The sequence below is a fragment of the Ruegeria sp. BB10 genome (assembly GCF_056535725.1).
Genome location: NZ_JBQFIW010000001.1, coordinates 1,411,341 through 1,425,612 on the forward strand (window position 1 = coordinate 1,411,341; position 14,272 = coordinate 1,425,612).

The following is a 14,272-nucleotide window of genomic DNA, read 5'->3' on the forward strand; positions in this document are numbered from 1 at the left end:
AAAAACCCTCAACAGCGAAAAGTAAAATGAAGCTCTACAAGCACCTACTCTAACACAAATCGGTAATTTCAAGAATTTTCTAACACGCGCAGCGTTAAGCTATTTGGTGATGGTATAGAGACAGGGCCATCGGCACTACCTAGCCTGCATCCTCTTTCACAAACTCCGCCCCTCGGCCTTCTAAACACCCTCGCAGGCCCGACAACCAACTCATGCAGCGCCCAGATCAGTGCGTCGACGCGGTCGGGTTAGCCCTGCCCCTGACTCCAGCTTGGCCAATCGCAAGATTCAGAAGTTTGTTGAACCGATAGCCTAAACCCTTTGCAATCACCGCCAAGTTCTTGTGATATCTTGCCACGGCAATTGTCTGCGTTTCACATGCCCCCACGTGTGCTTCAAATTGAAGAGGCCACCCGATGAATGAAAACGAACTTGTGCCGTCCAGATACTACGATACGAACAAAGACTGGACCAAGGAACCTACCGCTGCCGACAAACACGTCTACGAAGTGTTTGCCTCCAATGTAGTCGTTCTTGTCCAACTGCTTGATGACTACAAAACCATGATGTCACCGGATGTCTACGAAAGGTTGTTTTCATCGCTGCTGACGCTGTCCCGGTTGCTCGGCGAATACGAGGATAATTGAAGTCAAGGGCAACCAACGTCCAGAACCTGAGTGCGCCAGTAATCTATCGACCCTCAAAGCGCTCACAAACTTCGAACCCTAGGCCGTCGATACATCCCCGCAGGCCCAACAACCAACTCATGCAACGCCCAGACCAGCGCGTCGACCCGGTCGGGCGAGCCCTGCCCTTCAAATCCCCGCGCGGTCATCTGGCACATCTGTTCCTCCAGCGCATCCAACCCCGAGACATGCGCCACACGCCCCTGTTCGTACAGCGCCGCCACAGGCTCGGCCCGGGCGACCTTGCCGCGGGAGGCCCGAACCGCGCGATAGGGCACCAGAGGGTCCACCTGCCGCACGACCTCTTCTACAAGCTGCCCGCCCTGATTGACCTCGGCCACCAGACGCTCGGCCCCGAACTCATCCATTGCGTCAATCGCCGCCTGCGCCCAGCCCGCCGGGCCAACGCCCTGCACCGTCCGGTCGGCCAGTACATAGGCGCGCCACTCCTCGGGCGGCCCCTGCACCTGAGCCCCCACGACCACGATCCCGCAGGCATCCGCATCTGAACCGGACGTCACAGCCGGGTCCAGCGCAACCACGATGCGGTCCAATTCGGGCACCTGTGCGCACCGTGCCGCCTCGAGCATCGAACCGGTCCAGAGCGCCCCCTCGGCATCCGACAGCAATACGCCATCCAACTCCTGCCGTCCCAGCCGCGTGCCTGCATAGCGCGCGCGCACTTCGTCCAGAAACGATGCGGCCAGATTTGCTCGGTTCGCCTCGGTCGGCGCGTGCGTCTGCACCGTTGAAGGCGACGCCAGCAACTCTTTCAAAACCTTCACATTCCGCGGCGTGGTCGTCACACAGACCCGCGGCCGCTCACCCAATCTCAGCGCAAATTGCAGCATATCCCAGGTTTCCCCGGCCTTTTTCCATTTGGCCAGCTCATCCACCCAAGCTGCATCGAACTGGGGTCCCCGCAGCCCCTCGGGATCATTTGCCGAAAATGCCTGTGCCTCGGCCCCATTGGGCCAGATCAACTTGCGTTCAGATGCCTTCCAACTGGGTCGCCTGTCCGGGGGCGAACATCGCAATATCCCGCTGTCACCAAAAATCATGACATCGCGCACCTGATCGAAGGTCTCTCCAACCAAAGCCACACGGCGGGCCTCGCCCCGATCCAGCGGTTTCGCCCCCTCGACCATCGACCGCACCCATTCGGATCCAGCCCGTGTCTTGCCCGCGCCACGTCCGCCCATGATCACCCAGCATCGCCAATCACTCTCGGGCGGCAACTGATGTGGCAGTGCCCAAAACTCAAACAGGAAAGGGAGGGCACACAGCCCCCCCTCCCCGATCTCACTCAGAAATCTTTCCCGAACCGCAGCATCTGCGGAGGCGAGCCAACCTGCACCCGATTTCAAATCGAGCGCGCTCAAGGTCGAGCGCATACCCTCCTTGGGCAATTCCGGCTTGTCTGTGATGTTGTTCGACAAAGGTTGTCTCCACTTTCTGACAACTTCGGATCAGCCCCTCTAGCTGCCCCAGTTGCTTGCCTGCTCCGGCAAGGTCTGCATCCTCCCCGGCACCAATCTGCTGGCGCAGTTCTTCCGCTGCTTGGCGCAGATCGCGAATGGATCTTTCAAGGGACTGCAACAAGTCAGCCGTCTGAGAAATCCGCTCTTCCGGGGTAATCAAAGTCATGTTTGCCTGTGACCTCATGCGTGAGTTTTCTCCGCACGAGAGAAACGAAAAACGGCCACCGGGTCGCCCCGGGGCCGTCGCCCACTTCTTCTAGCATGACATAACTTCTACGTGATTAAGCGCGCAAAGTCAATGTGTTACGCAACATCGAACGCAACAACAATCGTACGCCGTGTTAAGATTAACCGCTCGTCAAATCTTGCGCCAGCATCATCGCATTGCGATCCGGATCATAGAATGTGGCCGTGCTGACCATCCCCTCGATCGTTTCCGTCGGGCCATCAAACGCCACCCCGGCAGCTTCCAGCGCACCACGCGCCGTGGCAATATCACCAACTTCATAGACCGGAACGCAATTGCCCGGTGACGGCTCGGCCTGTTCTCCCAGACCCAATGTCACTCCGTCCACATTGGTGCGCATTTCGCTCCACCCGGCTTCATCGATGTGATGGGCAAGTTCGAACCCAAGCATGTCACGATACCAATCCGCACTGGCGTGACGATCCCTGACTGAAATCGCAAACGTGATCGTGTTTTTTAACGAAACATGCGGCATTGAACTTTCCTTTGTATTTAAATATAGTTACTATACTTTATGGACATAACTCTACTTGTCAAGCTCACCTCCCGCGCATGGTCACTGAACATTCTGGCGCTGCTGCATTCCGGTGTTTCTGGGCGACAAGCCCCTTTACTCGCCGCAACCAGCGCCAGTCGAACAGCCTTCGCGGCCAGTCTCGATCACCTCGTCCAACTCGAACTGCTCGAGCGTAACCCCGGCCATGGCCATCCCCTACGCCCCGAGTTTCGCCTCACCCCCGCAGGCACCCAAGCCGCGCGTATTGCCAGCGCGATCATTCAGGTTGCCCCGGATGACGCCACGCACAAGCTTCTCCGAAAGTCCTGGATCGTTCCCATCCTGGCCCTAACCGGCACCCCGCATCGCTTTTCGGCGATCAGGTCGGATCTGATCACCATCACCGATCGTGCCTTATCCGCCTCATTGCATCAGTTAGAGGATCACGACTGGATCCAGCGCGATATCGAGACCTCGGGGCGGATGCCCTTCCCGACCTATCGCGCGGTCAAAACCGGTTTTGCCATCCATCAGGCCGTCGGGTTGGGTCAGTAATCAAGCAACACCGTCGTACAGGACATAGAAAACCCTGCCCAATAGCTTGACATTCGACCTCTCAACCCGCATGTGCCCATGAAGCAGCGCTGCCGCGTGAGCATTCGGGCCATCAACAGCCCCACAGCGCCCGATCCACCCATAGTTCCCCATCACGCAGGGTTCTTGATGCGACGACCGGATGGTGCAGGAGCCGCCTGCATTTCCCGAGGTCTCGTACAACCCCTGCCGGTCGCAGATGCGGCCCGTGACGACTTGCCTTTGGGTTAATACCGAGGGCTGCAAAGGATAGTTATTTGTTCGACTTTGACATGCTGGGCCTCGAGCCCGCCCTGAACGACGCGCTGAAACGCGCCAATTTTACCCAACCTACGCCGATCCAAAACCAGGCCATTCCGCTGGCGCTGAACGGGCATGATATTCTTGGGCTGGCCCAGACTGGCACCGGCAAGACCTTGGCCTTTGGCTTGCCTCTGATTGATCATCTGCTGGCGCAACCGGGCAAACCTGCGCCGAAAACGGTGAAGGCTTTGATCCTCGCCCCCACCCGCGAACTGGTGAACCAGATCGCGGAAAGCCTGCGCAATCTGACGCAAAAGACGAAACTGCGCGTGGCCACTGTGGTTGGCGGACAATCCATTGGCAAACAGATCTCGTTCCTGTCGCGAGGCACTGATATTCTGGTCGCTACGCCGGGCCGCCTGATCGACCTGATGGAACGCGGTGCCGTTGACCTCAGTTCAGTGCGTCATCTGGTGTTGGATGAAGCTGACCAGATGCTGGACATGGGCTTTATCCACGCCCTGCGCAAAATCGCGCCCGCATTGGGTACACCGCGTCAAACCATGTTGTTCTCGGCCACAATGCCGAAACAGATGGAGGAGCTTAGCCAATCCTACTTGACCAACCCGCAGAGGGTGCAGGTTTCCCCCCCGGGCAAGGCAGCCGACAAGATTACGCAGTCTGTGCATTTCGTCAGCCGGGGCGAAAAGCCGCAAAAACTGCGCGAAATTCTGTCCGCTGACATGGACGCCCTGACGTTGGTCTTTTCCCGCACCAAACACGGTGCTGAAAAGCTGATGAAAGGTCTTGTGGCCGATGGCTTTAACGCGGCATCGATCCACGGAAACAAAAGCCAGGGCCAGCGCGACCGCGCAATCAAGGCGTTCCGCGCCGGTGAGATCAACGTGCTGGTCGCCACCGACGTGGCTGCGCGTGGCATCGATATTCCCGGCGTTGCCTATGTGATCAACTATGACCTGCCCGAAGTGCCAGACAATTATGTCCACCGCATTGGCCGCACGGCCCGTGCCGGTCGTGAAGGCGAAGCTATTGCCTTCTGCGCGCCCGATGAGCTGGACCAGCTGCTGCAGATTCAAAAGCTGATGAAGATCGAAATTCCGGTCGCTAGTGGCACCATGCCTGAATATGCCGAACCCAAGAAACCGCGCAATCGTGGTGGGTTCCGGGGACGGAAACCGCAGGGCGCCAATTCGACGTCGAAACCTGCGCCGTCAAAACGCCGCCGTCCACGCAGACGTCCCGCTGCATAAGAAAAAGAAAGGGCCGTGTTTTTCAACGCGGCCCTTTTCTTAGTTGCTCGAGCTGTTTCTCTCGGCTTCTATCTCTCGCCATTTGGCGACGTTACGGTTGTGCTCATCCAGAGTTTCCGCAAAAGCGTGCCCGCCAGTTCCGTCTGCAACAAAGAACACATAGTCTGTGCTGTCTGGGGCCACCGCGGCCTCAAGGCTTGCGAGGCCGGGATTGGCGATCGGTGTGGGCGGCAAACCGTCAATCACATAAGTATTCCAAGGGGTTGCACGGCGCAACTCGCTGCGGCGCAGGCCACGACCTAGCACACCTTGCCCCTTGGTGACACCATAGATCACTGTCGGGTCTGTCTGCAGCTTCATGCCTTTTTCAAGTCTGTTCACAAACACACTGGCCACTTGGCCGCGCTCATGTGGAACACCCGTCTCTTTCTCGATAATTGAGGCAAGGATCAACATCTCCTCTGGGCTGCTAATCGGCAAATCGTTCTGCCGGCTTTCCCAAACCGCGTTGATCCGCAACTGTTGCTTCGCCTGCATATCCTGTAACACAGCAGCCCGGTCATCACCTGGGGCCAGCTCATAGCTGTCGGGCGCCAACATGCCCTCGGCCGGAATTTCGGACACCTCACCGGTCAGGGCGTCAATGCCCTTAAGCGCCTCGACCACCTGCCAAGAGGTCACGCCCTCAGCCACCGAAACACGATACCGCGTATCGGAGTCCTGACGTTTTTCAACGTATTCAACAGGGGCTTCCTCTTCACCAGCCTCGAAACTCGCAATTTCGACAAACTCCAAGGTGGCCGGGTTCAGCTCTCGCACGCGGGTCTGTACCCGTGTGACACCAACGCGATATTCAATCTCGGATCCACAGGTGCTGGCACCGCTGCTGGTGATATCGTCGATGATCTGCGCCATCGATGCACCTTCGCGAACCAGAAAACTGCCCGCTTTCAGCTGCTGCGCCTTGTCAGTGTAGTCCGCACCCATCCGGAAGATCATGGCGCTGCTGATGGCACCCTCATCTGCAAGCTGCTGGCTGACGCGTGTCATGTTCGAGCCGCTTTTCACCTGTAGGCACATGGCGATTTCCAGCGGGCCTTCGGCCTTGTACTGCGATTGCCCCCAGAGGATCACACCGCCGATCAAAAACAGGCCGACCACCAGGATGGTCAGCGCGTTTGATGCCAAAGCCCGCCACATTTAGCTGGCCTTTCCGAAGATCACGCTGGCATTGGTGCCGCCAAACCCGAACGAATTCGACAAGGCCACGTTGATCTCACGCTCGCGTTTGGCATTCGGCGCCAGGTCAATCGGTGTCTCAACCGCCGGGTTGTCCAGGTTGATCGTCGGCGGAGCCACCTGATCGCGGATCGCCAGGATCGAGAAGATCGCCTCGATCGCGCCAGCCGCACCCAGCAAGTGACCCGTGGCCGATTTGGTCGAAGACATGGTTGCGTTGCCCGCATGGTCGCCCAACAGACGCTCCACCGCGCCCAGCTCGATCGTATCCGCCATGGTCGAAGTCCCATGCGCGTTGATATAATCCAGATCCTTTGGCTCTAGCCCGGCACTGCGCAGGGCGGCTTTCATGGAACGCTCTGCCCCGTCGCCGTCCTCGGACGGTGCGGTGATGTGATAGGCGTCACCGGACATGCCATAGCCCAGAACCTCGGCGTAAATCTTCGCACCGCGCGCCTTGGCATGTTCGTATTCTTCCAGCACGACAATGCCTGCGCCTTCACCCATTACGAACCCGTCGCGGTCGACGTCATAAGGGCGGCTGGCTTTCTTAGGGTCGTCGGCATACTTGGTCGACAGCGCCTTGCACGCGTTAAAGCCCGCAATGCCAATCTCACAGATGCAACCCTCGCCGCCACCTGCAACCATGACATCCGCGTCACCGGCACGGATGATACGGCTGGCATCGCCAATGGCATGTGCGCCGGTCGAACAGGCGGTAACAACCGAATGGTTCGGCCCTTTGAACCCATGACGGATCGAGACCTGACCCGAGGCCAAGTTAATCAGCGCGCCAGGGATAAAGAAGGGCGACACGCGGCGCGGACCCTTGTCACGGATCAGATTGGCCGTGTTCGCGATAGAACCCAGCCCACCGATACCCGAGCCGATCAGGACCCCAGTGCGCAGGCGATCTTCTTCGTTCTCAGGCAGCCAATTCGCATCCTGGCAGGCCATATCAGCCGCAGCGATGGAATACAGGATAAAGTCCTCGATCTTGCGCTGCTCTTTCGGTGGCATCCAATCGTCGGGATTGAACGTCCCGTTCGTACCATCGCCACGGGGCACTTCGCAGGCATAGGTCGTGGTGACCCCGCTCGCCTCAGCATCGAACTGCGTGATCGGGCCCGCGCCGGATTCTCCGTCCAGCAGCCGTGACCAGCTTTCCTCGACCCCACTGGCCAACGGAGTGACCAATCCCAGACCGGTTACAACGACTCTGCGCATGAAATGCCTCTTGCCTGCTTCCTATTTGAGAACCGCTCATACCCCGGCGTGGGGGCCGGGGGCAAGAGCCACGGCGCAATCCCTTCCGGCATCATCCCGCCAAAACCGAAAGAAAATCCGCCTGTCACCGTTGGAAGGGTTCAGAAATGAAAAACCGCCTTCTGCCCGCGCGGGGCAAAAGGCGATTTCCGGGTGACTTGTCTTTTACTGGAACTGCGCCACGGGCTCGTGCGCGGTTTTGGCAACTTCCAGCGCATCTTCCAGGCTCAACGATTTGCGGAACAGCGCCCGCCCGACAATCGCGCCCGAGATGTTGTGGATATAGGCCAAGCGCGAGATATCGTCCGCCGTGCGCACCACACCGCTGGCGATAACGGGGGTACGGGACTTTTCCGCAAGACCCGAAATCAGCCCCAACTGCGCTTCGACATCTTCCATGTCACTGTCGATATCCGTCACCACAATACCCGCGAACGGGGTGTCCGCGAACGCTTCGATAAAGGCTTCGGGGGTAAAGGCGCTTTGACTGCGCCAACCTTCGGTCATGACAAAGCCCTGCCAGACATCAACCGCCAGAACGATCTGATCCGGGTAAAACTTGGCCAGTTCCTTTACCAAGATCGGGTCGCGCGCAGCCAAGGTACCGATGACGACCCGCCCTGCCCCTTTGTCGATCCAATGTTCGACATGTTCGCGCGCGCGCATCCCACCGGCCAATTGCACCGGCATTTCAGCCGAGCGGATGATTTCCTCGACCAGCTCGGCATTGGTATCACGGCCTTCGATCGCGTCGAAATCCGTCAGCTGCATCCATTCGGCCCCGGCGGCCGACCAGCTGCGCGCTGTTTCAACCGGGTCCACGTGCCAGATCATGGCATTGTCCAGACGGCCCTTGTCCAGCGTCACGCACCGGCCGTTCTGCAGTTCCATAGTAGGGTAAATCCTCATGAGCCCGCTCCTTCGCTCAATCGCATGTCAATCCAGTGTACCATACACACCGGACCGATCCCGGATTTTACCAGTTTCGGCAAACTGAGGACATTTTGCGGCATTGCCGCGATTGGTAACTAATGGCGTTTCGGAGGGCCATTCCGGCGCAGCAATACAACCTCAGACCCGTTGTACTTATCTTCGCGCATCGGCACATATCCCAGCTTCTCAGCCAGTTTCTGCGAGACGCTATTGGCCGAATTTACCATTGCAACCAAGGGTCCAGGCATGATGCGGTCGAACCAATCATGCGCCGCTTGGGCCGCTTCTATGCCCAAACCCTGCCCCTGCGCTTCGGGTACCAAAATCCATCCGGCTTCGGGGTAACTGTCGAAATCTTCACCCATCGAGCGGTTGCCGTAGAAAAAACCAGCCTGACCGATCATCTGGCGATTCGATTGCTGCAAAACCGCCCAATGCCCGAACCCGGCCATCTGCCAGTGCCCGGCATTGCGCAGGAATGAATCCCACGCCTCACCACGCGACCTTGGTTTGCCACCGATATGCCGCACGATGCACGGGTTACGCCAGATCTCGGCGAACCGGTTAAAATCTTCGGGACGCATGGCGCAAAGCATCAAGCGTGCCGTGTTTATCGTCGGGGTGGATCGTATCATGCCCTGCCCGCTCGGAAAAAATTGCCTCTGTTCAGACAGTGCTTTCCGGAAAAGCGTCAAGCAAGAGTGAATTTGTTTCGGGCATAAAAAACGGCGCCTCCGTTGCCCGGAAGCGCCGCTTTTAAGGATTTGAAACGCTTAGGACGCTTCAGAGATGAATTTGACGGCGTCGCCAAAGGTCTGGATGGTCTCGGCTGCATCATCGGGGATTTCGATGCCGAACTCTTCTTCAAAGGCCATGACCAGCTCAACAGTGTCCAGGCTGTCTGCGCCCAGATCGTCGATGAAGGAAGCGTTTTCTGCCACTTTGTCTTCTTCAACACCCAGGTGCTCAACAACGATCTTTTTAACGCGATCTGCGACGTCGCTCATGTCTATTCCTCATTCCATTTCAGGGCGTAGCGCCCGGTTCTGCCCTTGCCCGCTCAGGCTGGCTTGATTTTGCCCGGTCCGGGCGGTTTGGTTTCCCGATTGCCGGGAAAGTAGAAGGCCGACCCACTGGCCGACCCCCGCATACATGCGCCGCCTATAGCACAGACAACGCCCGACGCAAACGCTTTCGCGCCTGCCCCGGTGTGCGCTCACAACATGGCCATACCGCCGTTCACATGCAAGGTCGTTCCTGTGATATATCCCGCTTCAGGGCTTGCAAGGTACAGAACTGCCGCAGCAATTTCTGACGGCTCGCCCATACGACCAGCTGGAACCTGCCCCAGAATTCCCGATTTCTGATCGTCGGTCAGCTTATCCGTCATCGCAGTTGTGATGAACCCCGGGGCCACTGCGTTTGCCGTGATTCCGCGGCTTGCGACCTCATAGGCCAGCGACTTGGTCATACCGACCATACCGGCCTTGGACGCGGCATAATTGACCTGACCCGGATTGCCGGTCGCGCCGACCACGGACGAGATGTTGATGATCCGACCCCAACGCGCCTTCATCATGCCGCGCAATACGCCTTTGCACAGCTTTGCTGTGGCAGTCAGGTTCACGTCAATTACGCTTTGCCATTCTTCGTCTGACATACGCATGAACAGATTGTCCCGCGTGATGCCCGCGTTGTTTACCAGAACGTCAACGGATCCCATCGCGTCGGCGGCCTGCTTCGGCAGCGCTGCAACTGCTTCGGGGTCGCTCAGGTTGCAAGGCAATACATGCGCGCGCTCACCCAGCTCATCCGCCAGCGCCTGCAGCGGTTCGACCCGCGTACCAGACAACCCCACAGTGGCACCCGCGCCATGCAGTGCGCGTGCGATATCGCCCCCGATACCACCCGAAGCGCCGGTAATCAGCGCGTTCTTACCTGTCAAATCAAACATTCGGTTTCCCTCTTGGTGCGTCCGTTGCGACGTTTTCAACTTACGATTCAGCCTGAATGACCTTTTGCACGTCTTCCGGCGTACTGACGGCCTTGCCCGCAATGGTCCGATCAATCTTGCGGACCATACCTGACAGCGCTTTACCTGCGCCAATCTCCCATGTCTCGGTCACGCCTTGCGCCGCCATGTATTGCACGCTTTCACGCCACCGAACCGAACCCGTGATCTGCTCGACCAGCAATTGACGGATCAGGCTAGGGTCCGAGACCGCCTCGGCCCGCACATTGGCCACCAGCGGCACAGCAGGTGCCTTGATTTCAACCTCTGACAGCGCCTCTGCCATTACGTCTGCGGCAGGCTGCATCAGAGCGCAATGGAACGGCGCGCTAACCGGCAACATCACTGCGCGCTTGGCACCTTTTTCCTTAGCGATCTCGGCAGCACGCTCTACGGCGGCTTTGGAGCCTGAAACCACGACTTGTGTCGGATCATTGTCATTTGCGGCCTGACAGACTTCACCCTGCGCGGCTTCCTCGGCTACGACGCGGACGGCGTCCAAATCCAAGCCCAAAATGGCAGCCATTGCGCCTTCGCCTACCGGCACGGCGCTTTGCATGGCCTGACCTCGGGTGCGCAGCAGGCGGGCAGTATCGGCAACCGACAAAGCTCCAGCAGCGGCCAGCGCGGAATACTCACCCAGCGAGTGACCGGCTACAAATGCTGCGTCAGTAACCGAAACACCTTCGGCATCCAGCGCGCGCATCACCGCCATTGACGTCGCCATAAGCGCAGGCTGCGCATTCTGCGTTAGCGTCAGATCCGCTATATCACCTTCCCAGATCAGGCTACTCAGCTTTTCACCCAGCGCCTCGTCGACCTCGTCGAACACAGCCTGAGCAGCCGGATAAGCCTCGGCCAGAGCCTTGCCCATCCCGATAGTTTGGGCACCCTGCCCCGGAAAAACGAATGCGCGTGTCATTGCGACCTCTTGGATGACGTTAGGTTGCGGCGGGGTGTAAACCGTGCGCGGGCGCGGCACAAGCACTGCCTGACCTCTGCAATCTGGCACTTTTGCTGTGCGTGGCTCGCTATTGCGTCCTGATCCCATGGCTTTAGGTTGAACGCAGCCACCCCAGTACGGAGCAACTGATGCCCTCGACCAACACCTTTTCCAGCTATGGCAGTGTGGCCAAGACCTTTCACTGGTTGACCGCCTTGCTGATCTTTACCGCCCTGCCGCTGGGATGGTTCGCCAACAATCTGGCCCACGCAATCTATGATCCGTCCATCCCCACCACCGAAGAGGACCTTGTTCGGGCGGTTCAGTTGTTCTCGCTCCATAAAACAGTCGGGGTCACCGTCTTTTTTGTCGCGCTGGCCCGCATCTTATGGGCGATGACCCAGACCAAGCCCGGCCTGTTGAACGTAGACAACAAACCCGAAGCCTTCGCCGCCGAGGTCGTACACTGGACGCTCTATGCCTCGCTGGTTCTGGTTCCCCTGACTGGCTGGCTGCACCATGCCGCAGCGGAAGGTTTCGCCCCGATCCTGTGGCCCTTTGGGCAAAATCTGCCCTTCATTCCCAAGTCGCCTTATGTCGCAGAGGTTACGGCTGGCCTGCACTGGCTGTTCATTCTGGTTCTCGCTGGATCACTGATCCTGCACATTGCAGGTGCCCTAAAGCACCACGTGGTCGACAAGGACAGTACTTTGCGCCGGATGCTGCCCGGCCGTTCAGACGCGCCTCAGCCCCCTGACCAACATCACTCTGCCCTACCCGCTGTCGCTGCGCTGGCTATTTGGGGTGCGGTCCTGTTGGGTGGTTGGTCCACGGGCGTATTCTCGGATCACTCCGCCGCCGCAACCGACACCGCAGAACTGTCCGAGGTGCAATCGGACTGGCAGGTGCAAGAAGGCACACTGTCCATTACCATCACCCAACTGGGCAGCCCGGTGACCGGCACATTCGCCGATTGGACCGCAGCAATTGCCTTTGAAGACCCATCTGAGCCGGGCCTAGCCGGTACAGTTGACGTCACAATCGCGATCCCTTCGCTGAGCCTTGGAACGGTTGCGGATCAGGCCATGGGGGCCGATTTCTTTGACAGCACCCAATTCCCGACCGCCCAGTTCAAGGCCGACCTCTACAAGACCGACACCGGGTACGAGGCCCGCGGTCCGCTGACCATCCGCGACAAAACTAGGGATGTGGTGCTGCCTTTCACGCTTGATCTTCAGGACAACACCGCCGCGATGTCCGGGGTGTTGGAATTGAACCGGCTGGATTTTGATGTTGGCAAGTCCATGCCCGGCGAGGACTCGCTGGCCTTTGTGGTTGCAGTTTCTGTGGAACTGATCGCGCAACGAGCCGAATAAAAAACCGCCGAGGCGACGTGCCTCGGCGGTTTTGTTCAGAAGATCGCGTGCGACTTATTCAGCCTTTACTGCTTCTACCGAGATCCGGACTTCGACTTCGTCACCGACAAAAGGCGCAAACTGTCCCAGATCGAAATCGCTGCGTACCAGCGTGGTGGTCGCGTCAAAACCCGCCCACGGCTTTTTCGCCATTGGGTGTTCGGACACTTGGTTCAACTTGGCATCCAGAACGACCGACTTGGTCACGCCGTTCATGGTCAGATCGCCGGTGATGTTGGCCGTGTTTTCACCGGTGACTTCGATACCAGTCGAAGTAAAGGTGACCAGGTCACCTTCGGCGGCGCCAAAGAAATCTTCGGTCATGAAGTGATCTTCGCGTGGCTTCCAACCGGTGATCATTTCAATCACGGGCATCGAAACAGAAACGCTGGATGCCGCAGGGTCTTCTTGGTCAAACATGATCTCGCCTTCGAAGCCCGAAAACATGCCGGTCGTGGTGGAATAACCCAGGTGGTTATAGCTGAAGACGACCTGGCTGTGGCTGGGGTCCAAAACGTATTTCTCGGCGCTGGCAAACGCCGAAGTTGCCGAAACGGCCAGTGCAGCAGCAAGAAGGGTGGATTTCATAACAATCTCCGAAAAATTATGGATGCAACCCGAATGGGTTGCTCGATAACAAAAATGTGCTGCCCAAGGGCAGCACACAAGTATTATTCTCTAACAGTTTCTGTTCCTAGATGAACAGAATAAATTTCACGCGAAGATTGTTACGCTTCCACTGAGTTGCCCCTTGAGCGCTCGGCTGACATCCGCCGATTGCAGCGGCAGTTTCATCAGCAGGCTGCCATCGACATCGTACAATTCGACCTGATCGTCGGCAAAGCGGGCACCACCCAAGGTGTCATAGCTGCGGCGCAGAACGGTCTGCGGGCGGCCGTTTTCGTTCTTTTGCAGAACCCGAACCTCGCGGCGGATCGGATCGAAATAAGCGTCCGGGCGGGCATCCAGCAGCTGAATCGTCAGCAGGCTAACCCCGACCAGCAGAAACATAAGTGACGCAGCCAGCTTGATCGGCCAGACTTCGGCGGCCATTGCGGAACCGGCCACCAACCACATGGAAAACGCCATCACGATCAGAAAGGCGCCCAGGACGCGGGCCAGTACCATCCGAACCTTCCAGTTCGGTGCGAAGGCGATCAGAACTGGTACAGATTTCTCATAGTTCGCTGAGGTTGCGGACTCTTCGAATGCATTCGTATTCATCGCGGTCATCTCTCTCACCCTGTTTTTCAGGTTGCCGTTCTGGGTCCGGTAATTCCGGATAGTCCCCGGTATGAAAAACAACTTTGAGCCGAAAAGCGTCAGGAATTGGGCAGCGCAATGTTAATTGGATGTTAATAGCACGACACCGCCAAGGCGTCTGTGGCGGGGCTTGCCCCTCACGCTCAAACGTGTATATGAGGCCATCCTTCGCAAATCTTATGAA

At 58.2% G+C, this 14,272-nt stretch carries 16 protein-coding genes; 4 read left to right on the forward strand and 12 right to left on the reverse strand.

Annotation, left to right across the window (positions count from 1 at the left end):
- Window positions 1-416: 416 nt before the first annotated feature.
- Window positions 417-647, forward strand: a complete 231-nt coding sequence (locus ACR3EP_RS07065; RefSeq protein ID WP_480637020.1) for a hypothetical protein — start codon at window positions 417-419, stop codon at window positions 645-647.
- 62 nt (window positions 648-709) lie between these two features.
- Here ACR3EP_RS07065 and ACR3EP_RS07070 read toward each other — a convergent pair whose 3' ends face one another.
- From ACR3EP_RS07070 to ACR3EP_RS07080, 3 genes are all read right to left on the reverse strand, one after another.
- Entirely contained in the window at window positions 710-2,080 is a 1,371-nt protein-coding gene (locus ACR3EP_RS07070) for a DNA-packaging protein (RefSeq protein WP_480637022.1), read from the reverse strand.
- The gene (locus ACR3EP_RS07075; RefSeq protein WP_480637023.1) at window positions 1,989-2,333 is read right to left on the reverse strand and encodes a hypothetical protein; all 345 of its coding nucleotides are present in this window, start codon (window positions 2,331-2,333) and stop codon (window positions 1,989-1,991) included. The genes ACR3EP_RS07070 and ACR3EP_RS07075 overlap by 92 nt, the downstream gene beginning before the upstream one ends.
- A gap of 181 nt (window positions 2,334-2,514) precedes the next feature.
- Entirely contained in the window at window positions 2,515-2,889 is a 375-nt protein-coding gene (locus ACR3EP_RS07080; protein WP_170396213.1) for a VOC family protein, read from the reverse strand.
- A gap of 39 nt (window positions 2,890-2,928) precedes the next feature.
- Here ACR3EP_RS07080 and ACR3EP_RS07085 point away from each other — a divergent pair, with 39 nt between their 5' ends.
- Both ACR3EP_RS07085 and ACR3EP_RS07090 read left to right on the forward strand, forming a co-directional pair.
- The gene (locus ACR3EP_RS07085) at window positions 2,929-3,465 is read left to right on the forward strand and encodes a winged helix-turn-helix transcriptional regulator (protein ID WP_480637025.1); all 537 of its coding nucleotides are present in this window, start codon (window positions 2,929-2,931) and stop codon (window positions 3,463-3,465) included.
- A 296-nt stretch (window positions 3,466-3,761) separates the two neighbouring features.
- The gene (locus tag ACR3EP_RS07090; RefSeq protein ID WP_480637027.1) at window positions 3,762-5,018 is read left to right on the forward strand and encodes a DEAD/DEAH box helicase; all 1,257 of its coding nucleotides are present in this window, start codon (window positions 3,762-3,764) and stop codon (window positions 5,016-5,018) included.
- A gap of 39 nt (window positions 5,019-5,057) precedes the next feature.
- Here the strand turns inward: ACR3EP_RS07090 and mltG are convergent, their stop codons facing one another.
- From mltG to fabD, 7 genes are all read right to left on the reverse strand, one after another.
- Window positions 5,058-6,218 (reverse strand): endolytic transglycosylase MltG, encoded by a 1,161-nt coding sequence (gene mltG, locus ACR3EP_RS07095; RefSeq protein ID WP_480637029.1) that lies wholly within the window; start codon window positions 6,216-6,218, stop codon window positions 5,058-5,060.
- A complete protein-coding gene (gene fabF, locus ACR3EP_RS07100; protein ID WP_170349070.1) occupies window positions 6,219-7,484 on the reverse strand; it encodes a beta-ketoacyl-ACP synthase II in 1,266 nt (421 codons plus the stop codon). It abuts the gene before it with no gap.
- 204 nt (window positions 7,485-7,688) lie between these two features.
- A complete protein-coding gene (locus ACR3EP_RS07105; RefSeq protein WP_170349071.1) occupies window positions 7,689-8,432 on the reverse strand; it encodes a 1-(5-phosphoribosyl)-5-[(5-phosphoribosylamino)methylideneamino]imidazole-4-carboxamide isomerase in 744 nt (247 codons plus the stop codon).
- Between the two features lie 119 nt (window positions 8,433-8,551).
- Window positions 8,552-9,091: a GNAT family N-acetyltransferase gene (locus ACR3EP_RS07110; RefSeq protein ID WP_170375817.1), complete on the reverse strand. Its 540-nt coding sequence runs from the start codon at window positions 9,089-9,091 to the stop codon at window positions 8,552-8,554.
- 138 nt (window positions 9,092-9,229) lie between these two features.
- Window positions 9,230-9,463 carry an acyl carrier protein gene (locus tag ACR3EP_RS07115; RefSeq protein WP_008756330.1) on the reverse strand — a complete coding sequence of 78 codons (234 nt, stop codon included), beginning with the start codon at window positions 9,461-9,463 and terminating at the stop codon, window positions 9,230-9,232.
- Between the two features lie 209 nt (window positions 9,464-9,672).
- Window positions 9,673-10,410, reverse strand: a complete 738-nt coding sequence (gene fabG / locus ACR3EP_RS07120) for a 3-oxoacyl-[acyl-carrier-protein] reductase (RefSeq protein WP_170549462.1) — start codon at window positions 10,408-10,410, stop codon at window positions 9,673-9,675.
- Between the two features lie 40 nt (window positions 10,411-10,450).
- The gene (fabD, locus tag ACR3EP_RS07125; protein ID WP_480637032.1) at window positions 10,451-11,389 is read right to left on the reverse strand and encodes an ACP S-malonyltransferase; all 939 of its coding nucleotides are present in this window, start codon (window positions 11,387-11,389) and stop codon (window positions 10,451-10,453) included.
- 170 nt (window positions 11,390-11,559) lie between these two features.
- On the opposite strand from fabD, the gene ACR3EP_RS07130 reads away from it, so the two are divergent.
- On the forward strand, window positions 11,560-12,786 hold the full coding sequence (locus ACR3EP_RS07130; RefSeq protein ID WP_480637034.1) for a cytochrome b/b6 domain-containing protein: 1,227 nt from the start codon (window positions 11,560-11,562) through the stop codon (window positions 12,784-12,786).
- 54 nt (window positions 12,787-12,840) lie between these two features.
- Here ACR3EP_RS07130 and ACR3EP_RS07135 read toward each other — a convergent pair whose 3' ends face one another.
- Entirely contained in the window at window positions 12,841-13,413 is a 573-nt protein-coding gene (locus tag ACR3EP_RS07135) for a YceI family protein (RefSeq protein WP_170349076.1), read from the reverse strand.
- Between the two features lie 126 nt (window positions 13,414-13,539).
- The gene (locus ACR3EP_RS07140) at window positions 13,540-14,049 is read right to left on the reverse strand and encodes a hypothetical protein (RefSeq protein ID WP_480637035.1); all 510 of its coding nucleotides are present in this window, start codon (window positions 14,047-14,049) and stop codon (window positions 13,540-13,542) included.
- Window positions 14,050-14,272: the final 223 nt, after the last annotated feature.

Excerpts from the sequence above, each read along its gene's own strand:
- ACR3EP_RS07065 (WP_480637020.1), top strand. The coding sequence starts at position 417 with ATGAATGAAAACGAACTTGTGCCGTCCAGATACTACGATACGAACAAA.
- ACR3EP_RS07070 (WP_480637022.1), bottom strand. The coding sequence starts at position 2,080 with ATGCGCTCGACCTTGAGCGCGCTCGATTTGAAATCGGGTGCAGGTTGG.
- ACR3EP_RS07075 (WP_480637023.1), bottom strand. The coding sequence starts at position 2,333 with ATGACTTTGATTACCCCGGAAGAGCGGATTTCTCAGACGGCTGACTTG.
- ACR3EP_RS07080 (WP_170396213.1), bottom strand. The coding sequence starts at position 2,889 with ATGCCGCATGTTTCGTTAAAAAACACGATCACGTTTGCGATTTCAGTC.
- ACR3EP_RS07085 (WP_480637025.1), top strand. The coding sequence starts at position 2,929 with ATGGACATAACTCTACTTGTCAAGCTCACCTCCCGCGCATGGTCACTG.
- mltG (WP_480637029.1), bottom strand. The coding sequence starts at position 6,218 with ATGTGGCGGGCTTTGGCATCAAACGCGCTGACCATCCTGGTGGTCGGC.
- fabF (WP_170349070.1), bottom strand. The coding sequence starts at position 7,484 with ATGCGCAGAGTCGTTGTAACCGGTCTGGGATTGGTCACTCCGTTGGCC.
- ACR3EP_RS07105 (WP_170349071.1), bottom strand. The coding sequence starts at position 8,432 with ATGAGGATTTACCCTACTATGGAACTGCAGAACGGCCGGTGCGTGACG.
- ACR3EP_RS07110 (WP_170375817.1), bottom strand. The coding sequence starts at position 9,091 with ATGATACGATCCACCCCGACGATAAACACGGCACGCTTGATGCTTTGC.
- ACR3EP_RS07115 (WP_008756330.1), bottom strand. The coding sequence starts at position 9,463 with ATGAGCGACGTCGCAGATCGCGTTAAAAAGATCGTTGTTGAGCACCTG.
- fabG (WP_170549462.1), bottom strand. The coding sequence starts at position 10,410 with ATGTTTGATTTGACAGGTAAGAACGCGCTGATTACCGGCGCTTCGGGT.
- fabD (WP_480637032.1), bottom strand. The coding sequence starts at position 11,389 with ATGACACGCGCATTCGTTTTTCCGGGGCAGGGTGCCCAAACTATCGGG.
- ACR3EP_RS07130 (WP_480637034.1), top strand. The coding sequence starts at position 11,560 with ATGCCCTCGACCAACACCTTTTCCAGCTATGGCAGTGTGGCCAAGACC.
- ACR3EP_RS07135 (WP_170349076.1), bottom strand. The coding sequence starts at position 13,413 with ATGAAATCCACCCTTCTTGCTGCTGCACTGGCCGTTTCGGCAACTTCG.
- ACR3EP_RS07140 (WP_480637035.1), bottom strand. The coding sequence starts at position 14,049 with ATGAATACGAATGCATTCGAAGAGTCCGCAACCTCAGCGAACTATGAG.